General features: G+C 56.5%; 12 protein-coding genes and 1 tRNA gene. 6 read left to right on the forward strand and 7 right to left on the reverse strand.

Annotated elements, in window-relative coordinates; all coding sequences use genetic code 11:
• The first annotated feature begins 78 nt into the window (after nucleotides 1-78).
• Nucleotides 79-906, forward strand: coding sequence for a TrmH family RNA methyltransferase (locus BMZ66_RS15995; protein WP_092675798.1), 828 nt, complete (start codon nucleotides 79-81; stop codon nucleotides 904-906).
• Between the two features lie 105 nt (nucleotides 907-1,011).
• Here the strand turns inward: BMZ66_RS15995 and BMZ66_RS16000 are convergent, their stop codons facing one another.
• A complete protein-coding gene (locus tag BMZ66_RS16000) occupies nucleotides 1,012-1,527 on the reverse strand; it encodes a DUF6630 family protein (RefSeq protein ID WP_092675801.1) in 516 nt (171 codons plus the stop codon).
• Nucleotides 1,528-1,654: 127 nt separating this feature from the next.
• Nucleotides 1,655-3,466 (reverse strand): translational GTPase TypA, encoded by a 1,812-nt coding sequence (gene typA, locus BMZ66_RS16005; RefSeq protein ID WP_092675805.1) that lies wholly within the window; start codon nucleotides 3,464-3,466, stop codon nucleotides 1,655-1,657.
• A 239-nt stretch (nucleotides 3,467-3,705) separates the two neighbouring features.
• Here typA and msrB point away from each other — a divergent pair, with 239 nt between their 5' ends.
• From msrB to BMZ66_RS16020, 3 genes are all read left to right on the forward strand, one after another.
• The gene (msrB, locus tag BMZ66_RS16010; protein WP_092675808.1) at nucleotides 3,706-4,257 is read left to right on the forward strand and encodes a peptide-methionine (R)-S-oxide reductase MsrB; all 552 of its coding nucleotides are present in this window, start codon (nucleotides 3,706-3,708) and stop codon (nucleotides 4,255-4,257) included.
• A 181-nt stretch (nucleotides 4,258-4,438) separates the two neighbouring features.
• The gene (locus BMZ66_RS16015) at nucleotides 4,439-5,230 is read left to right on the forward strand and encodes a DUF3050 domain-containing protein (protein WP_092675811.1); all 792 of its coding nucleotides are present in this window, start codon (nucleotides 4,439-4,441) and stop codon (nucleotides 5,228-5,230) included.
• Nucleotides 5,231-5,316: 86 nt separating this feature from the next.
• The gene (locus tag BMZ66_RS16020; protein ID WP_143080247.1) at nucleotides 5,317-5,703 is read left to right on the forward strand and encodes a hypothetical protein; all 387 of its coding nucleotides are present in this window, start codon (nucleotides 5,317-5,319) and stop codon (nucleotides 5,701-5,703) included.
• A gap of 140 nt (nucleotides 5,704-5,843) precedes the next feature.
• Here the strand turns inward: BMZ66_RS16020 and BMZ66_RS16025 are convergent, their stop codons facing one another.
• Nucleotides 5,844-6,575: an OmpH family outer membrane protein gene (locus tag BMZ66_RS16025; protein WP_092675817.1), complete on the reverse strand. Its 732-nt coding sequence runs from the start codon at nucleotides 6,573-6,575 to the stop codon at nucleotides 5,844-5,846.
• A 233-nt stretch (nucleotides 6,576-6,808) separates the two neighbouring features.
• On the opposite strand from BMZ66_RS16025, the gene metG reads away from it, so the two are divergent.
• Entirely contained in the window at nucleotides 6,809-8,851 is a 2,043-nt protein-coding gene (gene metG, locus BMZ66_RS16030; protein WP_092675820.1) for a methionine--tRNA ligase, read from the forward strand.
• A 210-nt stretch (nucleotides 8,852-9,061) separates the two neighbouring features.
• Here metG and pth read toward each other — a convergent pair whose 3' ends face one another.
• The 4 genes from pth to BMZ66_RS16050 all read right to left on the reverse strand — a co-directional run bounded on the left by pth (nucleotide 9,062) and on the right by BMZ66_RS16050 (nucleotide 11,606).
• Nucleotides 9,062-9,628: an aminoacyl-tRNA hydrolase gene (gene pth, locus BMZ66_RS16035; RefSeq protein ID WP_092675823.1), complete on the reverse strand. Its 567-nt coding sequence runs from the start codon at nucleotides 9,626-9,628 to the stop codon at nucleotides 9,062-9,064.
• Nucleotides 9,629-9,763: 135 nt separating this feature from the next.
• Nucleotides 9,764-10,336 (reverse strand): 50S ribosomal protein L25/general stress protein Ctc, encoded by a 573-nt coding sequence (locus BMZ66_RS16040; protein WP_092675826.1) that lies wholly within the window; start codon nucleotides 10,334-10,336, stop codon nucleotides 9,764-9,766.
• A gap of 125 nt (nucleotides 10,337-10,461) precedes the next feature.
• Nucleotides 10,462-11,388: a ribose-phosphate diphosphokinase gene (locus BMZ66_RS16045; protein ID WP_092675829.1), complete on the reverse strand. Its 927-nt coding sequence runs from the start codon at nucleotides 11,386-11,388 to the stop codon at nucleotides 10,462-10,464.
• Nucleotides 11,389-11,533: 145 nt separating this feature from the next.
• Nucleotides 11,534-11,606 (reverse strand) — tRNA-Gln (locus tag BMZ66_RS16050).
• A gap of 276 nt (nucleotides 11,607-11,882) precedes the next feature.
• On the opposite strand from BMZ66_RS16050, the gene atpD reads away from it, so the two are divergent.
• Nucleotides 11,883-13,388 (forward strand): F0F1 ATP synthase subunit beta, encoded by a 1,506-nt coding sequence (gene atpD / locus BMZ66_RS16055; protein ID WP_092675832.1) that lies wholly within the window; start codon nucleotides 11,883-11,885, stop codon nucleotides 13,386-13,388.
• Nucleotides 13,389-13,455: the final 67 nt, after the last annotated feature.

Below are 13,455 nucleotides of genomic sequence, written 5' to 3' on the forward strand. Positions count from 1 at the left end.
TACGAAGGTAATGGCCCGCCCTACGCTTGCGCCAGGCCTAAGGTTGGGCTCGGGCGCGGCACGCGTATCTTCGCGGCCATGCCGTTTGCCCCTTCCGACCGCCTCAGTAGCCCCCAAAATCCGCGCATCAAACAGTTGTTGCGCCTCCAGCAAAAGTCAGCCGAACGCCGTGCCCTGGGCCTTACCCTGGTGGAAGGATTGCGCGAACTCACCATTGCCGTAGAGGCCGGCGTGGCCGTAGCAGCGGTGTATTCCTGTCCCGAGCTGGCTGGCGAAGCAGGCCTTCAGGCCCTTTTACACTTGTTTGACGCCAATGCCGCCGGCCCGGAGTGGTTCGAAGTCACCCGGCCCGTATTCGAAAAGGTAGCCTACCGCGAAGGCTCCGATGGCATCCTAGCCGTGCTGCGCACCCCGGCCCGCACCCTGGCCGACCTGCGTCTCCCGGCCAATCCACTCGTCATAGTGCTCGAGGCCGTGGAGAAGCCCGGCAACCTCGGCGCCGTGCTCCGCACCGCCGACGCTGCCCCCGTCGACGCTGTGCTCATCGGCGACCCACGTACCGATTTATTCAATCCCAATGTCATCCGGGCCAGCATTGGCTGCGTGTTCACGGTACCCACCGTGGCCGCACCGGTAGCCGATATCATGGCTTTTCTGCGCGAAAAAGGCATCCGGAGCTACGCCGCCGCCCTCGCCCCGGAAGCCCGCAACTACACCGAATGCGACTTCCGCCGCCCCACCGCTCTGGTGATGGGCACCGAAGCCGACGGCCTCACGCCCCAAATGCGCCAAGCCTGCGACGAAACGGTTATCATTCCCATGATGGGCCGCATCGACTCGCTCAACGTGAGCGTAGCAACCGCCGTGCTCACGTTTGAGGCCGTGCGGCAGCGCACTAGCGCTTAGCGTAATGAGGAACGCACGTCGCCTTTAATCAAGCAGCTAGCGCTCTATGCAAGTGGTGCTATGTCTTCTTTTGAGCAATCTTAACCTGACTCTCGAGAAGACCACCTAGTACACTACCACTTCAAACCCTAGCTCTCCTGCCAGAGCTCGCACCTGCTCCACCTGCTCCTCAGCCACTATCCCCAAAGGATACGAGTCGCTATCCAGCGTGAAAAGCACCAGGGCCAGCCCCAGCTTTTCCAGCGCGTCGTGCACGGTATCGAGCTGCTCCGGGCCGGGTTCGCGGCGGCCTGCCAGGGTAGTGGGCTTTAGTCTGGCCGCTCGCTTTTGCTGCGCCAGTATCTCATTCAGGCCTTCGGCAATGGTGGGCGCCGTGTCGTTCCAATCACTCTCCCAGGCCAGGTCCTCGCTCAAAAGCGCATCGATAAGGGCTATGTCCCGCAGCTCCTGCGGGGGCAGCGGCGCTACAATGCCACGTTCTTCCAACTCCTCGGCAAACCTCTCCGCGTACATCTCCGGGTTGCGAAGCACTAGGGCCAGCCGCTCGCTCACGCGTTGCGTGGCCGCCGCGTCATCCAGCGTAAACAGCTGAATAAATTGGTTTAGTGAAGTAGAGTTCATCAGGAGCGCAGGTAAAGCGAATGTCGATTCTTTCAAAATTAACCATTAAAAAAGGCGCGGCTAGTGCCGCGCCTTTTTCTCAAACTACAGTGCTGAACGGCAATCCGCCAACTCAGCACAGCCATAACTACTCGGCCGTCTTGGCGTAGCGCAGACGCTCGTTCTCGTCGAGCAAAATCTTGCGCATGCGTACCGACTTCGGCGTTACCTCCAGGTACTCATCCTTCTGGATATATTCCATGGCTTCCTCCAGCGAGAACTGACGCTTGGGAACAATCTTGGCGTTGTCATCCGTACCCGAGGCACGCATGTTAGTCAGCTTCTTGCCCTTCTGGATGTTGATGGTCAAGTCGTTCGGGCGGGTGTGCTCGCCTATAACCTGGCCAGCGTATACTTCTTCACCTGGGTCTACGAAGAACGAGCCACGGTCCTGCATCTTGTCGATGGTGTAAGCCGTGCCGGGGCCGGTTTCCAGCGAAATCAGCGAACCCGCAATACGGCCTGGAATCACGCCTTTGTGCTCCTCGAAGTCGATGAAGCGGTGGTTCATGATGGCTTCACCACCGGTAGCCGTCAGCACGTTGTTACGCAGGCCGATGAGGCCACGCGAAGGAATACGGAATTCCAAGTGCTGCAGGTCGCCTTTGGGCTCCATGATGGTCATTTCGCCTTTGCGCATGCTCACCAATTCAATCACCTTGCCGGCGGTTTCCTCGGGCACGTCAACCACGAGCAATTCCATGGGCTCAAGGCGCTTGCCGTTGTCGTCCTCCTTGAAGATAACCTGGGGCTGGCCCACTTGCAGCTCGTAGCCTTCGCGACGCATGGTCTCGATGAGTACCGACAAGTGAAGAATGCCGCGGCCGAACACGAGGAAGGTATCCTCTTTGTCGGTAGCCTCCACGCGCAGGGCGAGGTTCTTCTCGGTTTCTTTGAACAGACGGTCACGCAAGTGACGCGACGTCACAAACTTGCCTTCCTTGCCGAAGAACGGCGAGTTGTTGATGGTGAACAGCATGTTCATCGTCGGCTCGTCGATGCTGATGCGCTCAAGTGCCTCCGGGTTTTCGAAGTCAGCGAGGGTATCGCCAATGTCGAAGCCTTCGATGCCCGATACGGCGCAGATTTCGCCGCTTTCTACCTGGTCCACCTTCACCCGGCCAAGGCCTTCGAAAATGTGCAGCTCACGGATTTTTACTTTTTTGATGCTGCCATCTGCCTTCATCAGGCTCATGTTAGAACCCTCTTTCAGGGTGCCGCGGTGCACACGGCCGATGGCGATACGACCCACGAACGACGAGTAGTCGAGCGAGGTAATCTGCATCTGGGGCGTGCCTTCCAGTACTGGCGCGGGAGGAATTGAAGCCACCACAGCGTCGAGCAGCGGAATCAGGTCTTCCGTCTTCTGCTTCCAGTCGGTGCTCATCCAGCCCTGCTTCGAGGAGCCGTACAGCGTCACGAAGTCCAACTGGTCTTCCGAAGCGCCAAGGTTGAACATCAGGTCGAATACCTGCTCGTGCACCTCGTCGGGACGGCAGTTTTCTTTGTCTACTTTGTTCACCACCACAATGGGCTTCAGGCCCAAATCGATGGCTTTGCCGAGCACGAAGCGGGTCTGCGGCATGGCGCCTTCGAAGGCATCCACGAGCAGCAGTACGCCGTCGGCCAGCTTCAACACGCGCTCTACTTCACCACCGAAGTCGGCGTGACCAGGGGTGTCGATGATGTTGATTTTAACGTCTTTGTAGCGTACCGATACGTTTTTGGAAACGATGGTAATGCCGCGCTCGCGCTCCAGCGGGTTGTCGTCGAGGATGAGGTCATCGAACTGCTGGTGAGCGTCGAAAATCTTGGATGCGTGGATAATTTTATCCACAAGGGTAGTCTTGCCGTGGTCAACGTGAGCGATGATGGCAATATTCCGAATGTTCTGGGCCATGTGTTGTGTTTTTGCGGGTGCAAAGGTACAGATAAAAAGGCGCAAAGCCTTGGCTTACTCAACTCTTAATCAGCACCCAGCCGAGGATGGGGCCGCGCTGGCCGTCGCGCAGCCAAGCATGTCGCCCTAAATCAATTAGCCGGGGCGTAAGGTTCCCGCTGCTTTCGCGTTGGTCCATAAGACCGAACCGCGGGCCCGTCTCGTATGTTGGGCACTTGTACCTCAACCCATTCTCGCACATGCGCTTTTCCCTCTTGTTATTAGTGGTTTCCACGCTTACGCTGAATTCGGCCTGCTCGCAAAAGCGCGACGTGGCGGCGAATAATGCCGCTCCGGCCCGCACGGTAGCCGGCAAAACCTACTTCCAGCCCCAGGTTGTGACCGGTAAGCCCGACGAGTTTCCCGTGCGCAAAACCGACGCCGAATGGAGGAAAGTCCTGACCCCCGACCAGTATTTTATCCTACGCGAAAAAGGCACCGAGCGCCCTTTCACCGGCAAATACCACGATAACCACGCCGCGGGTAGCTATTACTGTGCCGCCGATGGCAACCTGCTTTTTTACTCCGATACCAAGTTTGAATCGGGCACGGGCTGGCCCAGCTTCTTTGCCCCGGCCACCGCTACCAGCGTCAAAGTGGCATCGGACGACACCTTCGGCATGAGCCGCGACGAAATAGTTTGCGCCAAGTGCGGCGGACACTTGGGCCACGTCTTCAACGACGGCCCCAAGCCCACCGGCCAACGCTACTGCATGGATGGCAATGCGTTAGTATTCGAGAAGAAAAAGTAGAAATGCTGGTGTTATTCTAGGAAAATTCACAAATGTAAGCCCCCTGGCAATCCATGCTGGGGGGCTTTTCGTTTATATCCGCTGGCCTTCAATATGGCTTCGGCGAATTAATCCATCAGTCCAAGGAATTTGAGCAATAAAAATACTTATTAAAAACATTATATTTTCATTGCTCCTGTTTATGAATGCTGTTTCAGACCCCATCGAATTTCTGCAGCAGGAAGTGGCCCAAAGCCGCCGCCTGTTGCTCAACAATAATCTTTACTACCGCCTCCAGACACTGGCCGACTTGCGCCAGTTTATGGAGCACCACGTGTTCGCCGTTTGGGACTTTATGTCGCTGCTCAAAGCCTTGCAGCGCGAGTTGACGTGCGTGCGGGTGCCGTGGGTGCCCACGCCCAACCCGGCCACGCGGCGCCTGGTAAATGAGATTGTGCTCGAAGAAGAATCCGACGTCGACCTGCAGGGAAATTCGGTTAGTCACTTCGAGCTTTACTTGCAAGCCATGAGGGAGTGCGGCGCCGACACGCAGCCCATTGAGCAACTAGTTGCGGCCCTGCAGGCAGGCCACACCCTGGCGCAGGCCCTGGATGCCGCCCGCGTGCCCGATTCGGTGCGTCAGTTTGTTGAAAATACGTTTGGCATCATCCTCTCGGGCCAGGTCCATGCCATGGCAGCGGCTTTCACCTTTGGTCGCGAAGACCTGATTCCGGCCATGTTTCGCCAGCTGGTAGAGGAGCTGCGCGACCGGTTTCCCGGCCAGCTCGATACGTTCACTTATTACCTCGACCGGCACATTCAGCTCGACGAGGAGGTGCACGCGCCCCTGGCTCAGCAAATGGTGCGCGAACTGTGTGCCGACGACCCCGACCGCTGGCTTGATTGCCAGCAAGTGACGGTGCAATGCCTGGAGGCCCGCATGGTGCTCTGGGACGGCATCAAGACCGACCAAATCCAGCCCGCCCTGGCTTAGCGACAGCCAGTAGCGCGAACCACACCGCACTCCCCCGCGTTTGAAGAAAAGCAGCCTGTTCTGGCTGCTTTTTTCATTCATTCGCCATGATACGTTCTTGCTTTTTCCCCAGCTCTGTGGTGCTGGCTTTCGGCCTGCTGCTGTCCGGCTGCACCACTTCGGAGCAATCGGGAGAAAGGGCGACTCCGGCAGCCCCGTCCAGCAGAGTAAGTGCCCCCGCCGCTAGCGATGTGCCCACCGAAGTGCGCACCGACGCCGACCGCCGGGCCATTTACAACAGCAGCGGCGCTAATTCTTCGGTGCCCGACGCCACCCCCAACCGGGTGCGGCTGGGCAATCAGGCTTCCGATATCAACCGCCAAAAGCGCATCGAGAATCTTAATACCGACCAGCCCAACAACACCACGCCCGAAACCCGCATCCAAAGGCTCAGCTACGACCCACCGGTGGAAGCGCCCGTGCGTCGCCCGTAACTTGAGCCACTCGCCAAGCTCAGAACTTGCCTGAAGAGACCTTCGCAAATCATGGTCTCTGGCCAAATAGGCATTCAAGCAACAGCCCGCCCCCGAATGAACGGAGGCGGGCTGTTGTTTATGTATCCTCGTGCGGAAGCTTAGGCGCTTACTTCGCCGGTGCTGGGGCTATCGGCCGAGTTCATCACGTCGGTTGCCTCAGGCGCTGGGGCTGCCTGTACGCGGGGCTTAGGGCCCCGGCGCGCGCCGGTAGCGGGCGTGCCAGGCTTCGGGCCGCGCCGTGCGGCAGGAGCAGCATCGGCGGTAGGTTTGCGGCCACGGCGAGCGCCAGTGGCGGTAGCAGCGGGCTTGCGGCCGCGGGTAGATACCGGTGCTTCGTCATCGGAGGCATCGGAGTCGTCCTCGCCGGCGCGAGTCTTGCGGGGAGTACCGTCCTTGTTCAACGTTTGGCCTTTCTTGCGGCCGCGGGCAGAAGCCGCGGTGCCGCTTTCGCTGCCGTTATCCGCTGTATTGTCGGTGCCGTTCGCTACGGAGTCGTAATGACGCACTATGGTTTGCAGGGCTTGCTCAAACATGCGCTCCGTGTCACCGTCAAGCCGCCGCGTTGCTTCCTTCACCACTTCCTTCAGCTTCGCCTTCGTTTCTTTGCGGATGCGAGTCACCACTTCGTTCATGCGGTTGTTCAGTTCCTTTTGCAGTTGCTTTGCCGCCGTTTTAAGCGTCTTCTTCTGGCTTGCCTTATTATCGGCGCGGTCATCGTTGAGAACGGCTGCAGCGCGACCAGCTTTCTTGGCTGATTTGCGTGCTGACTTTTCTTCCGGCGTGCGTTTTGCGCGTTTTTCCGACTGTTTCGGAGAAGCAGGTTTTTTCATCTGAAAAAAGGTTGAGGGAGAAATAATAAGGCGGCATAACACCGCCTTTTGTGCAGCCCAATTAAATGGGTGCGCTCAAATATAAAATGAATTAAGTATCAAACGGTTCGCTCTCTTTTTTTGTTGATTAATTTCTGTCTTTTTTCTGTTGTTTCTTTGCAGTTGTGCCGTAATAGTAAAGGCAGCTTGTTAAAAAACAAAGCAGTAATTACGGCCTTTTCTTTTTGCTAATTATGTCGCATTTCCCTAAGCGTTACACTGTTACCGCTGCTTTGCCCTACGCCAATGGTCCCGTGCACATCGGTCATTTAGCGGGGGTTTATTTGCCTGCTGACATTTATGTTCGTTACCTGCGCTCGGCAGGACGGGATGTAAAATTTATTTGCGGTTCCGACGAACACGGCGTTCCAATTACTATCCGGGCCCAAAAAGAAGGCGTCACTCCCCAGCAGGTTGTTGATAAATATCACACGCTGATTCGCGATTCTTTTCGCGATTTTAACGTGTCGTTTGATGTGTATTCCCGCACGTCGTCGGCTACCCACGCCGAGGTTTCCAGCGACTTTTTTACGAAGCTTAATAACGCCGGACAATTCATCGAGCAAACCACGCAACAGTATTTCGACGAGAAGGCCCAGCAATTTCTTGCCGACCGCTACATCGTGGGTACTTGCCCGAATTGCGGCAATGAAAACGCCTACGGCGACCAGTGTGAGCGCTGCGGCACTTCGCTTAGCCCAACCGAATTAATTAGCCCGCGCAGCATGCTTAGCGGCGCGCAACCCATTTTGCGCGACACCAAACACTGGTTTTTGCCCCTCGACCAATACGAGCCCTGGTTGCGCGAATGGATAATTGAAGGCCACAAAAACGACTGGAAAACCAACGTGTACGGCCAGTGTAAATCGTGGATAGACCAAGGCCTGCACCCACGTGCCGTCACGCGCGACCTCGACTGGGGCGTGCCCGTGCCCGTAGCCGGCGCCGAAGGCAAAGTGCTCTACGTCTGGTTTGATGCACCCATTGGTTACATTTCCGCCACCAAAGAAGCTTTCCCCGACGAATGGGAATTGTATTGGAAAGACGCCGACTCCAAATTGGTGCATTTTATTGGCAAGGACAACATCGTATTTCACTGCATTATTTTTCCAGTAATGCTGAAAGCGCACGGCGAATTTGTGCTGCCAGATAATGTGCCTGCCAATGAGTTTCTAAACCTGGAAGGTGATAAAATCAGCACCTCACGCAACTGGGCCGTGTGGCTGCACGAATACCTCGCCGATTTTCCCGGTCAGGCCGATGTGCTGCGCTACGTGCTATGCGCCAATGCGCCCGAAACCAAAGACAACGACTTTACCTGGAAGGATTTTCAGGCGCGCAACAACAATGAATTAGTTGCCACGCTCGGCAACTTCGTAAACCGCGCCGCCGTGCTCACGCACAAATTCTTCGAAGGCAAAGTGCCTGCTTTGGGAGAATTAACCGCAATTGACCAGGATGCTTTTGCGCAACTGGCGGAATTCCCAACCAAAATTGGGGAGTTAATTGAGAATTACCGTTTCCGCGATGCCCTGGCAGAAGTGCTGAACTTGGCGCGGTTGGGTAATAAATACCTGGCCGAAACCCAGCCTTGGCACCTCATCAAAACTGATGTGGCGCGCACCGGCACTGTGTTGCACGTAGCGCTGCAAATAGCCGCCGCGCTGGCGCCTGTCCTGGAGCCCTTCCTGCCCGAATCGGCGCAAAAACTGGCCACCATGCTCAATTTGGAATTAGGCAATTGGGCTAGCGCCGGCCGGGCCGATGCACTTCCCGAGGGCCACGAGCTACGCGAAGCAACTCTGCTATTTGCCAAAATTGAAGACGCTACGGTGGAAGCTCAAGTGCAAAAGCTTCTCGATACCAAAAAGGAAAATCAACTCGCCAGCACACCCGTAACGCCTGCAAAAGCCGACGTGTCATTCGACGAATTTGGGCAGATGGATTTGCGCATCGGCACCATTGTAGCAGCCGAAAAAGTAGCAAAAACCAAGAAGCTCTTAAAGCTCACGATTGACCTGGGCCTTGAGCAACGCACCATTGTAAGCGGCATTGCGGAGCACTTTATTCCCGAAGCGTTAATTGGACAGCAGGTACAGGTATTACTCAATCTCGCCCCTCGCGAAATAAAAGGCATCCAAAGCCAAGGCATGTTGCTGATGGCAGAAAACGCCGATGGCAGCCTGGCGCTCATGCAGCCTAGCAAAGCTGTGCGCAACGGCAGCGGCGTGGTTTAACAACGGCTGTCATTGCGAGCTTAGCGCGGCAATCCGTCTCGGTCTCAGCGACTCGCCCTCTAATGTGAAAAGCCCCGACATCAGCAATTGTGTCGGGGCTTTTTAAATTAACAAAACTTTATCACATCTCTGAGTTGAACGCAGTGAGAGGACGGATTGCTACGGCCTGCAACCTCGCAATGACATGGGAGCGGCATCGTAATCAGGGAATTATTTCACGTTTACCACGTTCATAGCGCGCTCCAGTCCCATAGCGCCAAATGCTAATACCGCATCCGCGGCTTTCTCAATTCGGGTTGGCAATTCAATTAATTCATCTGCTGAAAACGGATTTAACACATAATCAACCTGCCGGCCCTTCGGGAAATTAGCATCCACGCCAAACCGTAGGCGGGCATACACATCGGTGCCTAGCGTGGCTTGAATGTCTTTTAAACCATTGTGCCCGCCGGCCGAGCCCTGGCCTTTTAAACGCAGCTTGCCAAAGGGCAAAGCCAGGTCGTCGGTGACCACAATCATATTTTCGACAGGAATCTTCAGCGTAGCCAGCCAATGTGCCGCGGCTTTGCCGCTCAGGTTCATATAGGTCGTCGGCTTCACTAGCGCATACGTGTGGCCTTTACTTTTAATCTCCGTCACAAATGCGTGGCGGCTTATTTCGAAGCGTGGAGCATCGAATTTAGCAGCCAAGAAATCGGCCACCATGAAGCCGATGTTGTGGCGCGTATCGGCGTATTCGGGGCCAATGTTGCCCAGGCAAAGAACCAGAAACTTCATACTATCAAAAAGAAATATCGAGCGAATGCCCGGAGCAATTTGAGGAAACTAAAAAGCCGCCCCAAAATTGGAGCGGCTTTTTGGTATTTGCCTGAATTAGTCTCGGAATGCGAGAATAATTCGACCAAGTGCTAATTACTTGCCAGCAGCCAGTTCGCCTTTCAGCGCACGTGGGATGGTGATGGTGGCGATGGGCGCCTCCTTGCTGGTCAGGATGGTGTAGCCCTTAGGCTCCACGGCACCTACCTTGATGGATTTGCCGAGTTCCATGGTGCCGATGTTCACTTCCACGTAGTCGGGGAGGTTGTCCATGGTAGCGCGCACGCGCACTTTGCGCAGCTTGCTCACCAGTTTACCACCAGCCAATACGCCCGGCGAAACGCCGATGTATTTTACGGGGATGTCCATTTTTACCTCTTTGCCGGCTTCCAACTCGAGGAAGTCAACGTGGAGGAGCATTTCGTTTACGGGGTGAAACTGGGCGTCCTGTACAATGGCTTTGTACAAGGTGCCTTCCACGTTCAGGTCCACAATGTGTGCCTCAGGCGTGTACAACAACTCGCGGAACAGGATAGCGGGCACAGAGAAGTGCACAGTGTCCTTGCCGCCATACAACACGCACGGTACCTGGGCGTCTAGGCGCAGTGCCTTGGCCTCAGTTTTACCGAGATTCGCTCTTTTAAACCCTACAATCTCGAGGCTTTTCATAAAGAAGTGGTTTGGGAAATGATGTTTCCGCCTTGGCAACCCTTGCCGAAACGGGCCGCAAAGGTAACGGAAGGGATTGAGAATTAAAAGGAACTCGCTGTCATTGCGAGCGCAGCGACCTGTGTTTACACAAACAGCGAGCTGATGCTCTCGTGCGTCACCACGTTGCGAATGGCTTGGGCAAAGAGCGGCGCCAGTGAAATCACGCGCACCTTCTCGTTCTCCTGGCGCTGCGGAATGGTGTCAGTCGTAATCAATTCAGTAAGGCAAGAAGCGCGGATGCGGTCGTGGGCTGGGCCGCTCAGCAGCGGGTGGGTAACCACGGCGCGTACCGATAGGGCCCCCCGCTCCATTACCAGCTCCGCCGCTTTGCAAATGGTACCGGCGGTGTCAATCATGTCATCCACGAACACTACGTTCATGCCCTTCACGTCGCCGATTACTTGCATGGAGGCAATTTCATTGGCCCGCACGCGCATTTTGTCACAGACCACAATCTCGGCCCCAAACTTCTTGGCGAAGGCCCGGGTGCGCACCACGCCGCCCACGTCGGGCGAAGCGAAAATCAGGTTCTCCAAGTTGAGCGACCTGATGTAGGGGGCCAGCACGGTGGCGCCGTCGAGGTGGTCAACGGGAATGTCGAAGAAGCCCTGAATCTGGCCGGCGTGCAGGTCGCAGGTCATCAGGCGGTCGGTGCCCACGCTCTGGATGATGTTGGCCACTACCTTGGCGCCGATGCTGACGCGGGGCTTGTCTTTGCGGTCCTGGCGGGCATAGCCCATGTACGGCATCACAATTACAACTTTGTGGGCCGAGGCCCGCTTGGCGGCGTCCACCATCAGCATCAGCTCCATGAGATGCTCGGCGGGGGGGAAGGTGCTTTGAACCAGGAAGACTTCGCAGCCCCGCACGCTTTCGTCAAAGCTCGGGCCCATTTCATTGTCGGCGAAGCGCTGGAGGGTGAGCTCACCGAGCGTGGTGCCGTAGGCGACGGCAATGCTTTCGGCGAGTGCGCCGGAGGCGCTACCAGCGAATATTTTGACCTGTTTCATTGGGGAAGGTGCTGAATAATGAGTTGTTGCGGTGGGAGCTTGGTGTGGCCGAGGCTAGCAAAGCAGCCAAGTGGAAAAAGCGAAAGGCGCTGACCACTCCGGATATTGGAGAAGCCAGCGCCTTGCGTTTACTCGAGCTTTGTCGTTGTCCGACCAGGGCTCGAACCTGGACTTTCTTGAATCAAAATCAAGCGTGTTGCCAGTTACACCATCGGACAGTTTCCCTCGTGGCTACGTGCCGTTTGGGAGTGCAAATGTACTACCGGAAAAATTCGGGGCAAGTATTTGTTGAAAAATTTTTACGAGAAAATTGCGGCGGCAGGAGAGATAAACCGGCTAAAACCTCTTTTCTAGCTGACTTCCATAGCATAAAGCGGCTTGGCGGGGTTGAAAGCCGGACGACCGGACTTCTAGCCGATAGGTTGGAAAAGCCGCGCTTCTGCCGTAATTTTGCGGCCTGAAAAACGCATCATCTTTCTTATAAATACACCTCAATGGCGAATACCGGCAAAATCACCCAGGTCATCGGCCCCGTAGTGGACGTGAGCTTCGCGGGTGAGAACACGAAGCTGCCCAATATCCTCGACGCGCTCGAAGTCACGAAAGACAACGGCCAAGTGGTAGTACTGGAGTGCCAGCAGCACTTGGGCGAGGACCGGGTTCGGACCATCGCCATGGATTCGACCGAGGGCCTGACCCGTGGCGCCATTGTGCGCGACTTGGGCGCTCCCATGTCGATGCCCACGGGCGAAGGCGTGAAAGGCCGCCTGTTCAACGTTATCGGTCAGGCCATCGACGGCATTCCCCAGCCGAAATCGGACGGCCCGCTGCCGATTCACCGCCTGCCCCCAGCGTTCGAGGACCTGGCAACGTCGTCGGAAATTCTCTACACCGGCATCAAGGTAATTGACTTGCTGGCTCCCTATGTAAAGGGCGGTAAAATTGGTCTGTTCGGCGGTGCCGGCGTGGGCAAAACCGTACTCATCATGGAACTGGTGAACAACGTGGCCAAGGCTTACGAAGGTCTTTCGGTGTTTGCCGGCGTGGGAGAGCGTACCCGCGAGGGCAACGACTTGCTGCGCGAATTCATCGAATCCAACATCATTCTCTACGGCGAGGAGTTCAAGCACTCGATGGAATCGGGTGGCTGGGACTTGTCGAAAGTGGACGAGAAAGAGCTGCTCAAGTCGCAGGCTACCCTCGTGTTCGGCCAGATGAACGAGCCCCCCGGAGCCCGCGCTCGCGTGGCCCTCTCGGGTCTGACCATTGCCGAAAGCTTCCGCGATGGCGACGGCACCGGTGCCGGCCGCGACATCCTGTTCTTTATCGACAACATCTTCCGCTTCACGCAGGCGGGTTCGGAAGTATCGGCTCTGTTGGGTCGTATGCCCTCGGCCGTAGGTTACCAGCCCACGCTGGCTACCGAAATGGGTGCCATGCAGGAACGCATTACCTCGACCAAGCGCGGCTCCATCACCTCGGTACAGGCCGTGTATGTGCCTGCCGATGACTTGACTGACCCGGCTCCGGCCAACACCTTTGCTCACTTGGATGCCACGACGGTACTGAGCCGCAAAATTGCCGAGCTGGGCATCTACCCCGCCGTTGACCCGCTGGACTCGACTTCGCGCATCCTGTCTGCCGATGTAATCGGCAACGAGCACTACAACACCGCCCAGCGCGTGAAGGAGATTCTGCAGCGCTACAAGGAACTGCAGGACATCATCGCCATCTTGGGTATGGACGAACTCTCCGAGGAGGACAAGCAGGTGGTAAACCGCGCCCGTCGCGTGCAGCGCTTCCTGTCGCAGCCCTTCTTCGTGGCCGAGCAGTTCACCGGCCTCGCCGGTGTGTTGGTTGACATCAAGGACACCATCCGCGGCTTCAACGAAATCATCGACGGCAAGTACGACCACCTCCCCGAGGCGGCCTTCAACCTCGTGGGTACCATCGAGGACGCGCAGGCGAAAGGCGAGCGCCTGATTGCCGAAGCCAAGTAATTTCAGAACGTCAAGCGAAACGTTATAGTAGAACGTCATGCTGACGAAGGAAGCATCTCTACCGCAA

Source organism: Hymenobacter arizonensis (assembly GCF_900115775.1).
Classification (GTDB): domain Bacteria; phylum Bacteroidota; class Bacteroidia; order Cytophagales; family Hymenobacteraceae; genus Hymenobacter; species Hymenobacter arizonensis.